Raw genomic sequence first — 17,467 nt, 5'->3', positions numbered from 1 at the left:
AAGTCGGCCCATGAAGCTTCCTACCAACAAGCTCGTTCCCGCCCTGGTCGTGCTCGCTGTCGTCGCCGGCGGCTGGTACGCGTGGGATCGCCTGCGTGACAACGGCCCCGGCGAAGGTTTCGCGCGCGGTAACGGCCGCATCGAGGCCACCGAGGTCGATGTGGCGACCAAGCTCGCTGGCCGCGTCAGCGACATCCTCGTCTTTGAAGGCGATTTCGTGACGGCCGGCCAGCCACTGGCCCAGATGCAGATCACCACGCTCGAGGCCCAGCACGATGAAGCCGTGGCCCAGCATCAACAGGCCATCAACGCAGCCGCGGCGGCTGTGGCGCAGGCCGCGGCGCGCAAGAGCGACAAGGCCACGTCGGAAGCGTTGGTCGGCCAGCGCGAGGCCGAGCTCGACGCGGCGCTCCGCCGGCGCGCACGCTCCGAAACCTTGTCCAAGGAAGGCGCCTCGTCGATCCAGGAACTGGACGATGACCGGGCGCGCGCGCGCAGCGCCCAGGCGGCCGTTACCGCAGCTCGCGCCCAGGTGGCCGCTGCCCAGTCTGCCATCGAGGCTGCCCAGGCACAGGTAGTTGGCGCGCAGTCGACGGTCGCCGCCACGCAGGCCACTATCGCCCGCATCCGAGCCGATATCGACGACAGCGAACTGAAGGCACCGCGCGACGGCCGGATCCAGTACCGCGTGGCGCAGCCGGGCGAGGTGCTCGGCGCTGGCGGCAAGGTACTGAACCTCGTTGACCTGTCGGATGTGTACATGACCTTCTTCCTGCCCGAAGCACAGGCCGGTCGGCTTGCCATCGGCCAGGACGCCCGAATCATTCTGGACGCCGCGCCGGAGTATGTGATTCCGGCCAAGATCTCCTTTGTCTCGAGCACTGCGCAGTTCACGCCAAAGACCGTCGAAACGGAAAGCGAGCGTCAGAAGCTGATGTTCCGGGTTCGCGCCAAGATCGACCCGGATCTGCTGCGCAAGCATCTGAAGGTGGTCAAGACGGGGCTGCCGGGCGTGGCATGGGTCAAGCTCGATGCCAAGGCAGAGTGGCCCGCGTCGCTGACCACCAAACTACCTTGAAGACCGCGTAATGAACGTCTCGACGGGTACGCACGAGCACGTTGCCGAAGTCGCGCACGTCACGCTGCGCTATGGCAAGACGGTTGCTCTCGACGACATTTCGCTGGAGTTTCCCGCGGGCCGCATGATCGGCGTGATCGGTCCCGATGGTGTTGGCAAGTCGAGCCTCCTGTCGCTGGTGGCCGGTGCGCGGGCCGTGCAGGAAGGCACGGTCACCGCGCTCGGCGGTGACATGTCGCGCAAGGACCATCGCGACGCCGTCTGCCCGCGCATCGCCTATATGCCGCAGGGGCTGGGCAAGAACCTCTACCCGACATTGTCGGTCGAGGAAAACCTGCAGTTCTTTGCCAGACTGTTCGGCCACGGTGCGGCCGAGCGGCGTCATCGCATCGACGACCTCACGCGCAGCACCGGTCTGCAGCCGTTCCTGGATCGCCCGGCCGGCAAACTCTCCGGCGGCATGAAGCAGAAACTTGGCCTTTGCTGCGCGCTGATCCACGACCCCGACCTGCTGATTCTGGACGAGCCGACCACCGGCGTGGATCCCCTCGCACGCGCACAGTTCTGGGATCTGATCGCCCGCATTCGCCAGGATCGTCCGGGCATGAGCGTGATCGTCGCCACCGCCTACATGGATGAAGCCCAGCGCTTCGACTGGCTGGTGGCAATGGACAGCGGCAAGATCCTCGATACCGGGACGCCGGCAGAACTGCTGGCCCGCACCGGCGCCGCCGATCTCGAAGGCGCGTTTATCGGGCTGCTGCCCGAGGAGAAGAAGCGTGGCTACGAGCCCGTGGTGATCGCGCCGTTGGCCGTGGACGAAAACACCCCGATCGCCATCGAAGCGAAAGACCTGACCATGCGCTTCGGCGATTTCGTCGCCGTGGACCACGTGCAGTTCAAGATCCGGCGGGGCGAGATCTTCGGATTCCTCGGCTCCAATGGCTGCGGCAAGTCCACGACGATGAAGATGCTGACCGGTCTGCTGCCCGCCAGCGACGGACGCGCGTGGCTGTTCGGCCAAGAGGTGGATCCGCGCGATATCGACACCCGCCGCCGCGTGGGCTACATGTCGCAGGCGTTCTCGCTTTACACCGAACTGACGGTGCGCCAGAACCTGGTGCTTCATGCCCAGCTCTTTCACGTGCCGAGGGAGGACATCGAAGTCCGCGTAGAGGAAATGGCCCAGCGCTTCGGGCTGCAGGACGTGATGGAGAGCCTGCCGGACGGCTTGCCGCTCGGTATGCGCCAGCGGCTTTCGCTGGCCGTGGCAATGGTGCATAAGCCCGAGTTGCTGATCCTCGACGAGCCGACCTCCGGCGTCGATCCCGTGGCGCGTGACAACTTCTGGCGGCTGTTGGTTGCGCTGTCCCGCGAGGATCACGTTACGATCTTCATCTCCACGCACTTCATGAACGAGGCGGCCCGCTGCGACCGCATCTCGCTGATGCACGCGGGCAAGGTGCTGGTCAGCGACCCGCCGGAGAAGATCGTCAGCGATTGCGGCGCGGGTACGCTGGAAGCCGCCTTTATCGACTACCTCGTGGCAGCCGGTGGCGGCACGCAGGCGGCCGCGGAAGACACGGAGGCCCCTGCGTCCCCGGTAGAGGCCCAGGCGGAGACAGAAGCAAGGAGCAAGCATCAGCCATTCTCGCTCGGTCGCATGTACAGCTACCTGTGGCGCGAGTCGCTGGAGCTTCAACGCGACCCGGTGCGCCTGACCCTGGCCATGCTGGGCTCCGTGATCCTGATGCTTGTAATGGGCTTCGGCATCAGCATGGACGTTGAGGATTTGACCTATGCGGTCCTCGACCGCGACCAGACCACATTGAGCGAGAACTACGCGCTCAATATCGCCGGCTCGCGCTACTTCGTCCAGAAGCCGCCACTTGAGAGCTATGCCGACATGGACGCGCGCCTGCGCAGCGGCAAGCTGGCCCTGGCTATCGAAATCCCGCCCGGCTTCGCGCGCGATGTGGCGCGTGGCAAGCAAGTCCAGATCGGCGCCTGGATCGACGGCGCCATGCCGACGCGGGCCGAAACCGTTCAGGGCTATGTCCAGGGTATGCACCAAGCCTGGCTGGCGGATCAGGCGCTACGGCGTTACGGTGTGCGGGCCACATCGAATGTCTCGATCGAAACCCGTTTCCGCTATAACCCAGACGTCAAGAGCCTGCCCGCGATGGTGCCGGCTGTGATTCCGCTGCTACTGATGATGATGCCGGCGATGCTGACCGCCCTGTCGGTCGTGCGCGAGAAGGAACTCGGCTCCATCCTGAATCTGTACGTCACCCCCGTCACGCGAACCGAGTTCCTGCTGGGCAAGCAGATGCCATATGTCGCTCTTGGGATGCTGAACTTCTTCCTGATGTCGTTCCTGGCGGTCACCCTGTTTGGGGTACCAGTGAAAGGCAACTTCCTGGCGCTGGTGCTGGCGGCCCTGATCTTCAACGTCGTGTCCACGGGCGTTGGCCTGTTCGCGTCCACGTTCACCCGAAGCCAGATCGCCGCCCTCTTCTTCACGATGATCGGCACGATGATCCCGACCATACAGTTCTCGGGTCTCCTGACGCCGGTATCGTCGATGGAGGGTGCGGGCAAGGTGATCGGTGGCATCTATCCCGCCACGCACATGCTCATCATCAGCCGTGGCGTGTTCAACAAGGCGCTTGGCTTCTCCGATCTTTACGCTTCGTACTGGCCGATGCTGATCGCCATCCCCGTCATTCTCGGGTTGACGGTGGCACTGCTAGCCAAGCAGGACAAATGATGGACGCCGCGCCCAACGCCTCCACCCCAGCAGCCCCAGCGACCCCACCCGCTCGCACCGATGCGCGACGCGGCACGCTGCGCCATCTGGCGAATATCTACCGGCTCGGCGTCAAGGAGCTCTGGAGCCTGGCGCGTGACCCGATCATGCTGGTGCTGATCATCTACACGTTCACGGCCTCGGTGTACACAGCCGCCACGGCCCAGCCAGATACACTGCACATGGCGCCGATCGCCATCGTTGACGAGGACCATTCGCCGCTGTCGCAACAGATCGCTTCCGCCTTCTTCCCGCCGCAGTTCACCATGCCGCAGATGATCACGTCGTCGGAGGTCAACGCAGGTATGGATGCGGGCAACTACACGTTCGCGCTCAATATCCCGCCGAATTTCCAGCGGGATGTCCTGGGCGGACGCTTCGCCGAGATTCAGCTCAACGTCGACGCCACGCGCATGAGCCAGGCATTTACTGGCAGCGGTTACATCCAGCAGATCGTCTCGGGCGAAATCCAGACGTTCGTGGACCGGTACCGCTCCACCACCCGGCTTCCCGTGGAACTGGCGCTGCGTGTGCGGTTCAACCCAACGCTGACACTGGCATGGTTCGGCGCGCTGAACCAGATCATCAACAACATCACCATGTTGTCGATCATCCTGACCGGCGCCGCGCTGATCCGCGAGCGTGAGCACGGCACGATCGAACACCTGCTGGTCATGCCCGTCACGCCGTCGGAAATCATGCTCAGCAAGGTCTGGTCTATGGGGCTGGTGGTGCTGGTCGCCGCCGCCATGTCACTGATGTTGATCGTGCGTGGCGCCCTGCATGTGCCGATCGCCGGGTCGGAGACGCTCTTCCTGTGTGGCGCCGCGCTGCTCCTGTTCGCCACCACCTCGATGGGCATCTTCATGGCCACGCTGGCACGCTCGATGCCGCAGTTCGGCATGCTGCTCGTGCTCGTGCTGATGCCGCTGCAGATGTTGTCCGGCGGAAATACGCCACGCGAAAGCATGCCGGAGGTTGTCCAGTACATCATGCTGGCGGCGCCCACCACCCACTTCGTGGAACTCAGCCAGGCGATCCTGTTCCGTGGCGCGGGCCTCGAGGTCGTGTGGGTGCAGTTCGTGGCGCTGTTCGTCATCGGGGCGGCGTTCTTCGTGATCTCGTTGCGGCGCTTCCGCAAGACGATCAGCCAGATGGCGTAACGGCGCGAGCCGTCCGATGGACGGCTTTCCATCTGCCACCGACCTCGGGCTCGACCCCGCCGAGGGACGGGTAACGCCGATAGCCCCTACTCCGCCGCGGGCACCAGCCGTGGCGCCCTCGGTGTGGAAGCAAAAGCGAACGCAACCTGGATCAGCCCGAGGGTCAAGCCAAGCGACGCACCGACCTTCCACGCCAGCGAGTAACTCTGCATCTGGTCGTAGAGCCAGCCACCACCGAAGGCGCCAATGAAACTCCCGATCTGATGGCTGAAGAACGCCACGCCGGCGATCATTGCCTGCCAGCGCAGACCAAACGTCTGGGCAATCCACCCCTGCACCAGCGGCGACACCCCGAGCCACAGAAAGCCCATGATCGCGGAGAACATCATCGTGGTTTCTGGTGTCGGCAGTGCGTGGAAGAACCAGATGAAGCCGATGGATCGGCAGATGTAGATGCCACCCAGCAATAGCAGCTTGTTGACCCTGCCGCCGGCCCATCCAAAGAACAGGCTTCCCAGAATATTGAATCCGCCGATCAGGCCGAGCGCCTTGGCGGACAACATCGGATCCATGCCGCAGACTTCCAGATATGCGGGAAGGTGCGTGGTCAGGAAGACCAGTTGCATGCCGCATACCGTATAGGCGAGCGCCATGACGACGAACGGAGGGTGTCGCAGCGCGGTCATCAGGGCCTGGCGGCCGCTCTGTTCCGGCTGCGCCCGCGCCGCCGGCGCTTCCCGCACCTTGTCCGCGCGGCCCGCAAACCATGCGGCGGGCAACATCACGACCGCCAGCACTGCAAAGGCTGCCACGCCCATGCGCCAGCCCCATTCGCCGGTGATGCCCTGGCCCAGGGGCGCCGCGATCATCGCACCGATCGATCCCGAAGCAGACACCAGGCCCAGAATCATGCTTCGCACGTTCTGACTGACCGCGCTCGACGCCGCGGCCATGGCCAAGGCTGTGCCCGTAGTGGCCATGGCCATGCCAATCAGCACACCAGCACCAATCACCACGGCCCACAAGCCATTAGCCGTGGCCAGCAACACCAGTCCGATGAGATACAGCAACGATCCCCCCATCATCAGCGGACGAAAACCGGTCCGGACCGCCAGCGCGCCGGCGAATGGCTGCAGCAAGCCCCAGGTGAGGTTTTGCACCGCTACCGCGATGGTGAAGTCGCCCACCGTTATCCCGATGTCCCGCGTCAGCGGCGGCACGAAGATTCCGAGACTCTGACGCAGTCCCATGGCAAGGGACAGCATGACTGACGCGCCGATGAGAATCGGCAAGACGGGGCGCAGCGAGGATCGAGAGGACATATCGTGGTTCTATTTTGTGTCCTGCCTTGGTGAAGACAGGTTCGCCCATTCTCCATTAATTGCGCCGTCAAGGAAATGCTCCCGAACACCAGTGCTGGCCTGCCCTGCAGAAACCGGACGGGTCAAATGTCTGCCTCGTTCCTTTCACGCCTTTCATGCCTTCCGCTCATTTAAAATCTCTCCCGATCTAGCCTGCGGTATCACAATGACAGGTTTGCCGGGTTCCGCTACAAAGCCTGGTTAGCGTCAGCCGCCGCACAATATTTCCCAGTTTCCCCCAGGAGTCAGCCATGAATGATCCACAAAAGTCCCCGCCCACCGTTGCCGAAGGCTGGCAGGCGCCGCCGGACCGCACCAGTGTGACGGACGATGCGCGCGTGGAGGACATCATCCCGCTGCCCCCACCCGAGCACTTGATCCGTTTCTTCCCCATCCGTGGCACCCCCGTTGAGTCGCTGGTCACCCAGACGCGCCAACGCATCTCCCGCATTCTGCATGGCAGCGATGACCGACTGCTCGTGATCATGGGCCCCTGCTCGATCCACGACCCGCAGGCCGCGCTCGACTACGCGCGGCGTCTGGCGGCCGAGCGCGAGCGCTACGTGGACTCGCTGGAAATCGTGATGCGTGTGTATTTCGAGAAGCCCCGCACCACGGTCGGCTGGAAGGGCCTGATCAACGACCCCTACCTGGACGAGAGCTATCGCATCGACGAAGGCCTGCGCATCGCGCGCAGCCTGCTGGTGGATATCAACCGTCTCGGGTTGCCGGCGGCCGGCGAGTTCCTGGACGTCATTTCGCCCCAGTACATCGGCGATCTGATCTGCTGGGGCGCGATTGGCGCCCGCACGACCGAAAGCCAGGTACACCGGGAACTGGCTTCGGGTGTGTCCGCGCCCATTGGCTTCAAGAATGGCACCGATGGAAACATCAAGATCGCGATCGATGCAATCCAGGCCGCATCGCGCCCGCACCACTTCCTTGGTGTGCACAAGAACGGCCAGGTCGCGACGGTCCATACCAAGGGCAATCCGGACTGCCACGTCATTCTTCGCGGCGGCAAGGCGCCCAACTACGATGCGGAGGCTGTCGCCGCAGCCTGCAAGGAACTGGAAGCGGCGCGGCTGCGCAATTCGTTGATGGTGGATTGCAGCCATGCCAACAGCAACAAGCAGCACCAACGCCAGATCGACGTCGCGCGCGACGTGGCGCAGCAGATCAGCGGCGGGAGCCAGTCGATCTTCGGCCTGATGGTTGAGAGCCATCTGGTACCCGGGGCGCAGAAGTTCACCCCAGGAGAACACAACCCGTCGGGTCTGACTTATGGTCAGAGCATCACGGACGCCTGCATCGGGTGGGAGGACTCCGTGACGGTGCTGGAACTGCTGAGCGAGGCGGTGAATGTGCGGCGCGGGGTGAACAGGAAGCCTTAACCGGACATCCAGACGGGAGATGACCGGTCGGGGCTTGCCAATGTCCACCTGACAATCGGCAAGCCTCGAGCGGAAATCTCTGTCAGCGATTAATGTCTAGCGCCGACCCGGAATCTCGAAGATATCCCAACCCTTTCGCTGGGTCTTGAGGAAGGCCTCGATCGATTCCACGGTCACGGTACGGATCCTGCCCGCAAACCGCAGGGAATCAGGGTGATCATCGAATGCCACGTTGGCCTTGAACATCCGTCCACCGAGTCGGGTCAGCGTGCCAATCTCCATTTCGGACGGCTTGTAGCCCGCCATCTCCAGCCACGCTTGTGCTTGCCCACGGTCACGGATCGTGGCATCGCGCGCGCTTGCAGCGGCAACGGTTTCGATGACCCAGCCGTTTGAATTCTGGTAGCGCGTCGAGAACGGATATGCCACGAGGCTGTAAAGCTCGTCATGGACGGTGCGGAGAGCCTGTCCATCCGACAGACGCGAAAGTAGCGCCTTCGCCGTGTCTTCGGGCGGCACCATGACCAGAGTGTCGAACAGGAACAGATCGTCCAGATAGAAGTTCCCGACACCTTCATACCAAAGGTCCGACTGGTTCGTTCCACAGGTATTCAGCAGATGGGCGATTCGCCACGGTGACCCGGGCGTGCTTCGATAGACGATGCCCACATGGCTGTATTTGAGTCCGTACTTGCTGAGGTCCTGCCCGACCCGCCCCAGCAGCGCGACCTGCACGCCCCTACGGTCCAGTTCAGCGGTCACCCGCTGAGCGGTTGCCATTGCCGTTTGCAGTACCGCCGGCGTGAGCGGGCTGTCATTGCACGGCTGGCCGGCAAAAGCTTCCGGCGAACCGGCCAGGCACAGCGCGACAATCGCGTTGGCGGCAAAGGCTCCGACACGTCTCGCTTTCATCTTGCCGCCCCTTGCTGAACAACGGGGCTCGTGCCCGGCACGCGCGAATGGTGCAATAGCGCCTCACCTGCCGCATTGGGCAGGAAGGCCAGGACCTTCCCCGATGCGACCAGCACGGTGCCAGTCGACTGCGCGACCACGTTTACCGTGGTGCCAACGGAGAGTCCAACCGCCTCCACCGCGCCACGCGTCACCTTCAAAGACGCCTTGCCAGCCTGCCTGGAGCCCTCCAGCAGCACATCGAATGCGTCCTTTCCTGCCTCGGTGATGCCCGTGACAACGAGGACACTCCCCACCCCAGCGATCGAGACCAGTGCCGCTGCCGGATCGCTGCCTTCGGCACTCGCGGCGACACTGGCAGCCGGGCTGGCAATGATCGACAGCGTGCCAACGGAGATCTGCTCGGAGGGTGATTGATGGTTGACCGATTGAGCCAGGGAGATTGCAGGAAGACTGGCTGCGGCCAGAAGACAAATAAACGATCGGAGTGGCGTCATCAGGGAAACACGAGGAGAAGAAGCGAGGATGCGAAATTGCGATCAAGGGCCCTCCAGATGGAGTCCCGGCACAGGGTCGCTGTAGTAGCTGCCGTGCTTCGCCAGACTGTAGGGGGTCGAGATGACTTCGGGGTTCAGAGGCAACACAAGCTGGCCGGAGAAATTTCTGGAAAGCCTTCACGGATGGGTCGCAGGGCGGTTGCACCACCGCATTGCGTCACCAGCAGTCGTCCGTCACAACCCCATGAGACAGGAGGACAGGAGGACAGGCGAGACACGCCCTCAGCGCTTACGCATCGCCCTGCCCGTACACAGTCGTCATGTGACTATCCAGCGATGCCAGCAGCACCGCATCCTTCATGTTCCCCAATGACGACGCGCCCATATAGCCGCGCATCTCGCTAGCGCAGGCAATGGCGGCTTCCACTTCGCGCATCGCCAGGATTTCCGCCGTCATGCTTGCCGCCATGACGTACAGCGCTTCGGGATCTGGTGCGTTCGTGTCGCGCTGCCTCTGTTGGGCGAAGATGTCGCCGAACGACTCGAGCAGCTCGGCGCATTTGAAACTGCCTCCCATCGTCGTGCTGTAGTACCAAAACTGCTCATCTTCGTCGACCTCCAGCTCGCCGCCGTCCCGGATATGTTGCAACATGCTTTCGAGCGGCGCGAAGAGCTTGTCGAGCACCCACGGCTGCAAGCGTCCGGGGAGATGGGCCTCTGCCTGACGTGGACGATACGGCTTGCGGGGGCGGCTACTTTTTCCCATTTTCGTGCGGGGACGCCAGACGAATGACGACAAGCAGGATGACGCCGAGGATTGCGAGTGCTCGCCCCGTCAGCATGACAAACTGCTGGAATTCGACCGCTGTCATGCGCGCCTCCCAGTGATCTCCGGGAGCGCAGACCCCGGTGCGGGAGGCGATACCAACGTCAACGGCAAGGCATTCGGTTGCGCGCCGGCATTTGCTTCCAACAGCAGTGCTAACGCGGCCTTGCGCAGCAGACTGTCTGTCGGAAGAATCTCGGTTAGCGTCTTGAGTTGGCGAATAGCATCGGTCGCTTCGCTGCCAAGGCGCGAAGGTGGGGCTTGATGCATAGATACTTGGGACTGCACGACTGTTCCTGAAGAAAGCCCGTATACCAAAAGCAAGTGCAATTGGATGGGAACAGATGTTTCCCAAGCTCTGGCGGGAACGGTCACAACTGGCCGGCAAAGCGAACGTCTGCCTGACCTATCCGGGGCATGCAGTGCTGCCCGATGTCGATGCTGCCTACAGCAGCAGCAGCAGCGGCAACGGCAACGGCATCAGCGCAACATGGGCAATGAGCGGCTAGTCAGCACGCCCCGAACGTTCAATCCTCGAAATCACTGCGCACCACCAGCACAGGGATCCTGGATTGCGTCAGTACGCCCTCCGAAACGCTACCAAGCACCATTCGCTTGATGCCGCGTCGGCCATGCGTTCCCATTACGATCAGATCGGCGTCCCAGTCATTGGCTTCGCTGGTGATCGTGTCGGCAATCTGCCCTGCTGCCGATCCGGCCTCTTCAAGCAGTTCGGTGGAATAGTGCAAGCCGTTGGCTTCCATCTTCGAGCGAACATGTTCCAGTATCCGCTTGCCGATTGCCGCGGTTGCCGCCTCGGCGGGCGTCAAGGTGCTGCCAAGCGCCTGTGTGACAACAAATAATGCCTTGACCTCCGCGCTCATGGCTTTTGCGACGGTCACGGCCTGCGCAAGGGCAAGCTCGGCGGCATCACTATCATCAACAGCCAACAGGATTTTCTTGTACACGATGACCTCCTCCTCTTCTGTTTGTGGAATCGTCTGGCGAACTGCGCTTATCGGAACACGAGAACGGGGATCGTGCTATGGGAGAGCACGTCCTGCGTGACGCTGCCAAGCAGCAGCTTTCCCAACCCCTTTCGACCGTGAGACGCCATGAAAATGACATCGCACTGCAATTCATTGGCTTTCTCGATAATCCCAAGATGTGGTGCCGAGGCGGAGGACGTTTTTCCGATACACGGTACTCCCGCCAATGCGGCTGCGGCTTCAATCCGGGAGAGTTCCTCCCGGGCCGCACTTTCAAGCCTGCTCGCGACACTTTCGGTATCGACCGCCGCGCTCATCGAAATGGACAAGCGAGGCTCTTCCTTGCAAATGTATGGCGTCAGACGGGCCCTGGTGCTACGGGCAAATTCAATGGCCGCCGATACAGCCTTGCGCGATTGGTCGGAACCGTCAACGGGCAGCAGGATGTGTTTGAACATAGAGGTCTTGGGTTGAGGGCGAATCGGTTTGCAAACGGCTGACCGATTGCCGAACTGGCGGCATTCCCCTGCCTTCAGGCACGGGATACCGGCACGGCATGCGGGGAGCGTTTCTCGATTCGTAAACTGAATCGATTTAGTTACAGTATCCCCGTACCGCCCTGGACTTCTTGACTGGAGTCAACGTCCCGATACCGGCCCTCTCCAGTACATCGCGGCACGGGTCCGTTTTGGAAAGGAAGCCCTGTCATGCCCGCGCGCGCCAAGAATGACTTCCATGATGCGAAGGGGCGAATGAACCTTTCAGGACTTGCCTTCTCCTTGGTGGCCACCACTACCCGCCTTGTCCGATTTGCCCGCCTGACGTAGCAGGAACCAGGCCATCACCCCCAGCACCATCACGGCCACCACCAATGCAGTCCACAGCACCGCCTTGCGCCATACCTCGCGTCGAGGTACCTGTGCCGATGCCAGCCCCACCGGCGATGCCTGCATTGTGCCCAGCCTTGCCTGGCCGATAGCGGGTGTCGTACCTGCCAGCAGGTCGGCCTTGGACAGGCGCGCCGTGCCTTCGGTGGCCTCGCCCACCACCACCTGGAAAGGCGGCGCGCCACGCGCCACGAAAGTCAGTTCGGCGGGCTGCCAGCCCACGAACAACAGGGGGCGCCCATCACCAAGCCCGCCTGACCGAGGATCCACGCTCAGACGCCAGTATCGATCGTCATTGCGAGGCACCGTTACTGATTCGTTCGCCTGCTCTCCGTTTGGTCCGGACAAACGAAACAGGCGCAGATCCGACACATGCTCCCACCGGGCCTGCGCATCTCGCCGCGACCAAAGCGTAGCCTGTGCGACGGTGTTGACCTGCGGCAGTCCCACGCGCACCTGTTCCACCGGGAAGCGGCCGGCAAGATCGAATGCGTAATCACCTGCCTGGTCCGGCGCGCCAGGCACACCCTGGCTCCATTGGAGTGGCGCGCGAAGCGCTGGTTGGGCGGTCACCGTCTCCACCTGCACGCCCTTTACCTCTGGTGCAGCGCCTTGCCATTGCAGCCGCAGGTAGCGGGTTCGCCTTGGCTCAAGGACAATACGTTCCTGCAAGAGCCGGCTGTCCCCACGGCTCACACGCAGAATGCGGGCCGTGCCTGCCGGCTGCCACGATTGCAGATCGTCGCTCGCCTGTACCGTTACCGTCCCTTCGAAATCGCTGTCCCCCAAACCGAGCTGGACTGCGGCGGCGGGTTCTGTCAGGCGACTCAGGTCGAGCAACCAGTCGGCCGTTGTCTTCGCACCCGGCGCCTGACCGGCTGCATGCAAGGTGCCGTCGGCACCGATCACGACACCGAGCTCACCTTCGGCACGATTGGACGCGGCGGCCGGCGCGGGATACCACGGCACATCGTGCAACGTGCGCACCGGAACGGCTTCGGCCCGAGGCACAGTTAACGCGTAGGGCAACGGCTCACCCGCGCCGTTGAGTACCCGCAGATCGGCCAGTGCGCTGCGTGCGTACATGTAGACACGCGCGTCGAGCGTCAATGTGAGGTACGGCGCCGCGGTGGACGTCTCCACCACGAATCGCTCCGCATGTGCCTGCGGAACCAGCAGCAGGCACACGCAGAGCCAGCGGAATTCAACGCGGCGGATCACATGCCCTCCTTTGCCGCAGGCGGCATGGGTGAGAGATAGCCAATCAGGAGCAGCAATCCTCCGACCGCAATGAAAGAGACGATGCGGGCCACACCCGAGAGGAAAGACAGGTCGACCAGGAACATCTTCACCACTGTCACTGCCAGTAATCCACCACCGACCAGCCAGAGCGACCGCACCGCGCCCCGGGTCGCCACCAGCATGGCTAACAGCGCCAGGACGGTCCAGAACACGGACAGTGACGCTTGCACCAGCGTCGAGCCCGCCAGGTCATGCAGGGTATAGGGGACGCCTTGCCAATGGTGGAGCGTGCGAAGCAGTACCGCATTCAGCCAGATCAGCACGATCCCCGCGCCCACTGCCCCTGCCGCGCGTGTATGCAGGCCCACTGGCAAACCAGCCACCGGCGCGCGCAACCACCAGAGCACTGCCGCGCCAAAGGTCAGGAACATGATCAGATCAAGCGGATTGAGCAGCGGGATGCGTCCCAGCAAGGTGCCCGGCTGCGTCAGGTTCGCGTAGAGCGACCACAGCAGCATGACCAGGACCAGCGGTGCGCTGGCAAACGCCGCGACGCGCACCACGGCAGGTTCGCGCACGCGCCAGAGCGCGGCAAGCACTATGGCGCCCCAACCTGCCAGGAACACCAGTTGCAGGTTCAACGACTCCAGAATCTCTGGCACGGCGTAACGCACGCCGAAGTGATGATGCAGGGTGCGTAGCAGCACGGCGTTCAGCCACAGGAATACTGTTCCGAGCGCCGCGTACTCCAACCCTCGCGGCTGCGAGGCAAGCTCAAGCGCCAGCACACGCCTGCGCCACAGCAACAGCGCGACGATAATGAGCATCTGCCCGACATCCAGCGGATTCAGGAATGGCACAAATGGCAGCGGGTCCGCCGCGCCGTCGCTGACGAGGCTTGCGAGCGACCAGATCCATAGTAGCGCGGCTAGCGGCAACGCAGCCCACAGCAGGTAGGCCCGGGCAAAACGGCGCACCGGCCAGTTCAGTCGCAATCCGGCACCGGCGAGCACCGCCAGCAAGCAGCCATGACCATATGCCCAGGCAGCCCAGCTCCAGGCGCCCTCCGGCACGAACGCGCGCAACCGCCAGTAGCCTTCATCCGAGAGCACCACGCATAGCGTCAGGAATAGCAGCGTATGCAGAGGCGCAAGCCGGGTGTCGGCGTGGGCTGCTTCCTGGCGTTTGAGCAGCCACCAACTGGCCGCGAACGCCAGGGGCCACGCCAGCAGACCGCTGCCGCCCAGCGGCGGACCAGTCCAGACGGCGCAGCTCGCGATGCCCAGCAAGCCAAGCACCGGCGTCAACCCCAGTGCAGGAAAGTCCGCCAACGGCCAGGCCGCGGCGCGGCTACCAAGATGCGCCAGCCATGCCGACAGCACGGCGAACAGCAGCCAGCCACGCAGCAGGTCCTGAACGGACCAGCCCTGCTCGACGTGCCAATGCCATATCTCGAAAACGCCGCCGCCGAGCCACCACCACACGCCCCACAGGGCCATCATCAGACCCCACTCCTGAACAAACGGCACCCAGGTACGAACCTGCTCGCGCGCGAGCAGGCACCAGGCGCTGAAGAAACCCGCCAACGCCAGTAGCATCGTGCCGATATAGCGGGCATTGAATACCGGCCACGCGCCCGGTTCGGTGTCGCCAAGCGCCCCTGCCAGGAATGCAAAGCCAGCGGCGAACTGCAGCAGCAAGCCACACCACAGTGAAAGGCGGCGCTGCTGGCGCATGGCAATCCACACGACCCCCGCACCTTCCAGCGCCCACACCGCACTCGTGGTCCGTCCGTCGAAACCAAGCGGAATCGCGAGCGTTGCGAAGATGACGCCCAAGGCAAGCAGTGCATCGAACAGCAGACTCAGCCGTTGGCGGTGCCGCAGCAATCCGGCCGCCAGCGCGAAGTAGAACGCCGCCATCGCCACTGCACTCCATGCCATGCCGAAAGGCGTGCCACGCATCAGCGCAGCCTGCAGGCCCGCCACTGCCAGCGGCGTCCCGAATATCAGCGTGCCATCCACGTATCCGGTGAGCTGGACGGAGCGACGCAGCGCATACAGCAAGGCAATCCCGGTGTACAGCAGGAAAAAGAGGATGAGGAAAGGCTCTGTGGTGGAAAGCAGCGCCGGTTTGTAGCGGAGCACGCCCCACAGCGTCGCGATACCGAACGTGAAGACGAAGCCGAGCAGATTCAGCACACGCCAAGCGCGGAACCAGGCAATCACGAATATTCCGGCATTGAGGAGCGCGTAGTAGCTGAACAGCATGACGTGGCTGCCGCCGCCCGTGGAAATGAGCAGGGGCGCGAGAAAGCCGCCTGCGCTTCCCGTCACCGCCAGCACCGAGGCATTCTGCAGAATCGCCAGCCCCGCCGCGAGACCACAGACCAGTACCATCAGCGCGAAAGCCGCGCTGGCCGGCAGAAGGTCATAGAGCCGGGCTGCGGCAAAAACCGTGAGATAGAGCACACCAACACCCGCGCCCTGCACCGCCAGCGCGTATCCCGGTCGCCGGGTGCGCAAGCGCCAGCCCAGTGCGAGCAGCCCAACCGCACCCAGGCACACGCCCGCGAGCCGGAACTCGACGGGCAGAATGCTGTTGTCTGCCGCGTACTTGAGCAGGAATGCGACGCCGAAAAAAAGAATCAGGATGCCAACGCGCGCCACGCTGTTGCCACCCAGCAGCCAGTCGAGCGCGGCGCGGAAAAGACGTTTGGCAAAATCAATATCCGATGCCACGACGGAGGGCATATCGCTGGACGATGCCGCCCGGGGAGAGGCCGCCCATACAGGCACGATCTCTGGCACGTCCTGGTCGCCGACAACCTGAGTGCGCGACGTTGGGGTTGGTGCCGAGGCCGCTGCCACGGGAATAGGAGCGGCGGAAACCGCCGTGGCGGCGACGGCGCTCTGGCTCGCCGGGACTGGGATCACCGGTGGTCGCTCTGGTGCCTCTGACCGCACTGTCTCTGAATAATCGGAAGTCTTCGCGTCGATGGCGCCCTCCGCATACCCCGATCCGGCCGCGCCAAGCGCTCGCTTCAACTCCGCTACCTCGCGCTCCAAGGCGAAAACCCGCTGCGCCAACGAGGGTGTCTCGCGTTCGCGCGCGGGCAACGCGTCCTGCTGGGCTTTTTCCCGCATTACCCAACCCAGCGCCGCCCCAACGGCGGCGCCGAGGACAGCGCCTTCACCGGCCCCAACCGAGGCCCCCACGATCAGGCCGATCAAGCCGAGTATCCAGAGCATTAATAGTCACCAGAGAGAGGTGCCGCGATTTTAGTGGCTTGCAGGGACGCCGGGGTGACATCTCGGTAATGTTACAAATACACTGATCAACGTGTATTCCCCACGCGTTTGGCATTCAGACTAGAAACGTCTGAAATCGGGTGGGCAACCCGGTAGCCGCGGGTAACGCGCCATCCATTTGCATCGCTACGCTTGGCTCGCGTGGCACGAAATGTCAACGCCCTGGCTGTTCATGCAAAGTCGATCGCCAGTTGCCCACCTATGCTGGGGCTCTTGAATCCATGTTCGGTTCATGCTTGAGCGCCCCCGTCAGCAACCCCGTCCACGACACACGCCGGGACATTCCGCATGTGAATGCCCCCGGATCGCCGATCGAAGTGCAGACCCTGCTTCGCAGGGGATGAAGAACCGATCGTCCGTTAGTCCCCGGCACAGCCTGCACACGCGCTCCATGCACTGAAGATGGGGCACGCACCCATTGAGGCGCGGGATCCGGCTACACCTCGACCACCCGTTGAACGATACGCGGCGCCGCGCGCGTCGGCGCGCGGGTATCGCCTGGATCTGGCGCCCGAACAGCTTTCAACACTATCAAGGAGACCTCGTGAACACCCTGAATGGCTATGACTACGAAGACCTGCAGCTTGGCATGACCGCAAGCTACGCCAAGACCATCACTGAAACCGATATCGAGTTGTTCGCGACGGCTTCCGGCGACAACAACGCCATCCATCTTGACGACGACTTCGCGAAGACCACGCCGTTTGGCGGGCGCATCGCCCACGGGATGCTGACGGCCAGCGTGATCTCGGCAGCGTTGGCCAGTCGCCTGCCCGGCCCGGGATCGATCTACCTGAGCCAGAACCTGCGCTTCAGGGCCCCGGTGAAGCCTGGTGAAACCGTGCACGTGACAGTCACGGTCACGGATCTTCAACCGGAGAAACGGCGTGTCGCGCTCAGCACGGTCTGCATGGTCCAGGACAAAGTCGTGGTCGACGGTGACGCCCTGATCATGCCAACGTCAGCAAAACGACGCGAGCAATGAGCCGCGCAACCGT

At 63.2% G+C, this 17,467-nt stretch carries 14 protein-coding genes; 6 read left to right on the top strand and 8 right to left on the bottom strand.

The genetic code is table 11. The features are described 5' to 3' along the window. Positions 1–10: 10 nt before the first annotated feature. From K6G35_RS07490 to K6G35_RS07480, 3 genes are all read left to right on the top strand, one after another. The gene (locus K6G35_RS07490) at positions 11–1,078 is read left to right on the top strand and encodes an HlyD family secretion protein (RefSeq protein ID WP_008650804.1); all 1,068 of its coding nucleotides are present in this window, start codon (positions 11–13) and stop codon (positions 1,076–1,078) included. A gap of 10 nt (positions 1,079–1,088) precedes the next feature. Then, complete coding sequence (rbbA, locus tag K6G35_RS07485) at positions 1,089–3,848, top strand: ribosome-associated ATPase/putative transporter RbbA (protein WP_008650801.1); 2,760 nt, start codon at positions 1,089–1,091, stop codon at positions 3,846–3,848. Between the two features lie 77 nt (positions 3,849–3,925). Next, a complete protein-coding gene (locus tag K6G35_RS07480; RefSeq protein ID WP_035882224.1) occupies positions 3,926–5,050 on the top strand; it encodes an ABC transporter permease in 1,125 nt (374 codons plus the stop codon). Between the two features lie 86 nt (positions 5,051–5,136). Here the strand turns inward: K6G35_RS07480 and K6G35_RS07475 are convergent, their stop codons facing one another. After that, positions 5,137–6,372 carry an MFS transporter gene (locus tag K6G35_RS07475; protein ID WP_495676289.1) on the bottom strand — a complete coding sequence of 412 codons (1,236 nt, stop codon included), beginning with the start codon at positions 6,370–6,372 and terminating at the stop codon, positions 5,137–5,139. 290 nt (positions 6,373–6,662) lie between these two features. Here K6G35_RS07475 and K6G35_RS07470 point away from each other — a divergent pair, with 290 nt between their 5' ends. Then, a complete protein-coding gene (locus tag K6G35_RS07470; RefSeq protein WP_495676288.1) occupies positions 6,663–7,805 on the top strand; it encodes a 3-deoxy-7-phosphoheptulonate synthase in 1,143 nt (380 codons plus the stop codon). Between the two features lie 96 nt (positions 7,806–7,901). Here K6G35_RS07470 and K6G35_RS07465 read toward each other — a convergent pair whose 3' ends face one another. The 3 genes from K6G35_RS07465 to K6G35_RS07455 all read right to left on the bottom strand — a co-directional run bounded on the left by K6G35_RS07465 (position 7,902) and on the right by K6G35_RS07455 (position 9,899). After that, positions 7,902–8,717 (bottom strand): DUF2145 domain-containing protein, encoded by an 816-nt coding sequence (locus K6G35_RS07465; RefSeq protein WP_495676287.1) that lies wholly within the window; start codon positions 8,715–8,717, stop codon positions 7,902–7,904. Then, complete coding sequence (locus K6G35_RS07460) at positions 8,714–9,214, bottom strand: hypothetical protein (protein WP_495676286.1); 501 nt, start codon at positions 9,212–9,214, stop codon at positions 8,714–8,716. The genes K6G35_RS07465 and K6G35_RS07460 overlap by 4 nt, the downstream gene beginning before the upstream one ends. 289 nt (positions 9,215–9,503) lie before the next feature. Then, positions 9,504–9,899 carry a hypothetical protein gene (locus tag K6G35_RS07455; RefSeq protein WP_495676285.1) on the bottom strand — a complete coding sequence of 132 codons (396 nt, stop codon included), beginning with the start codon at positions 9,897–9,899 and terminating at the stop codon, positions 9,504–9,506. A gap of 485 nt (positions 9,900–10,384) precedes the next feature. Between K6G35_RS07455 and K6G35_RS07450 the strand changes: the two genes are divergently transcribed. After that, positions 10,385–10,549, top strand: a complete 165-nt coding sequence (locus K6G35_RS07450) for a hypothetical protein (RefSeq protein WP_495676284.1) — start codon at positions 10,385–10,387, stop codon at positions 10,547–10,549. Positions 10,550–10,567: 18 nt separating this feature from the next. On the opposite strand, the gene K6G35_RS07445 is transcribed toward K6G35_RS07450, so the two are convergent. The 4 genes from K6G35_RS07445 to K6G35_RS07430 all read right to left on the bottom strand — a co-directional run bounded on the left by K6G35_RS07445 (position 10,568) and on the right by K6G35_RS07430 (position 16,409). Then, entirely contained in the window at positions 10,568–11,008 is a 441-nt protein-coding gene (locus K6G35_RS07445; protein ID WP_035882145.1) for a universal stress protein, read from the bottom strand. Positions 11,009–11,055: 47 nt separating this feature from the next. Then, entirely contained in the window at positions 11,056–11,487 is a 432-nt protein-coding gene (locus K6G35_RS07440) for a universal stress protein (RefSeq protein WP_008650786.1), read from the bottom strand. Positions 11,488–11,790: 303 nt separating this feature from the next. Further along, a complete protein-coding gene (locus tag K6G35_RS07435) occupies positions 11,791–13,137 on the bottom strand; it encodes a DUF3999 domain-containing protein (protein WP_495676283.1) in 1,347 nt (448 codons plus the stop codon). Further along, positions 13,134–16,409 carry a DUF2339 domain-containing protein gene (locus K6G35_RS07430; RefSeq protein ID WP_495676282.1) on the bottom strand — a complete coding sequence of 1,092 codons (3,276 nt, stop codon included), beginning with the start codon at positions 16,407–16,409 and terminating at the stop codon, positions 13,134–13,136. The genes K6G35_RS07435 and K6G35_RS07430 overlap by 4 nt, the downstream gene beginning before the upstream one ends. Positions 16,410–17,013: 604 nt before the next feature. Between K6G35_RS07430 and K6G35_RS07425 the strand changes: the two genes are divergently transcribed. Beyond that, positions 17,014–17,454 carry a MaoC family dehydratase gene (locus K6G35_RS07425; RefSeq protein ID WP_035882144.1) on the top strand — a complete coding sequence of 147 codons (441 nt, stop codon included), beginning with the start codon at positions 17,014–17,016 and terminating at the stop codon, positions 17,452–17,454. The last annotated feature ends 13 nt before the right edge of the window (positions 17,455–17,467 follow it).

It is taken from the genome of Cupriavidus sp. HY129 (assembly GCF_059492215.1).
This window is presented reverse-complemented; position numbering and strand designations above follow the sequence as displayed.

Bases quoted from the DNA above. Each gene is read 5' to 3' on its own strand.
- K6G35_RS07430 (WP_495676282.1), bottom strand. From the start codon at position 16,409: ATGCTCTGGATACTCGGCTTGATCGGCCTGATCGTGGGGGCCTCGGTT.
- K6G35_RS07450 (WP_495676284.1), top strand. From the start codon at position 10,385: ATGTTTCCCAAGCTCTGGCGGGAACGGTCACAACTGGCCGGCAAAGCG.
- rbbA (WP_008650801.1), top strand. From the start codon at position 1,089: ATGAACGTCTCGACGGGTACGCACGAGCACGTTGCCGAAGTCGCGCAC.
- K6G35_RS07475 (WP_495676289.1), bottom strand. From the start codon at position 6,372: ATGTCCTCTCGATCCTCGCTGCGCCCCGTCTTGCCGATTCTCATCGGC.
- K6G35_RS07465 (WP_495676287.1), bottom strand. From the start codon at position 8,717: ATGAAAGCGAGACGTGTCGGAGCCTTTGCCGCCAACGCGATTGTCGCG.
- K6G35_RS07490 (WP_008650804.1), top strand. From the start codon at position 11: ATGAAGCTTCCTACCAACAAGCTCGTTCCCGCCCTGGTCGTGCTCGCT.
- K6G35_RS07460 (WP_495676286.1), bottom strand. From the start codon at position 9,214: ATGACGCCACTCCGATCGTTTATTTGTCTTCTGGCCGCAGCCAGTCTT.
- K6G35_RS07470 (WP_495676288.1), top strand. From the start codon at position 6,663: ATGAATGATCCACAAAAGTCCCCGCCCACCGTTGCCGAAGGCTGGCAG.
- K6G35_RS07440 (WP_008650786.1), bottom strand. From the start codon at position 11,487: ATGTTCAAACACATCCTGCTGCCCGTTGACGGTTCCGACCAATCGCGC.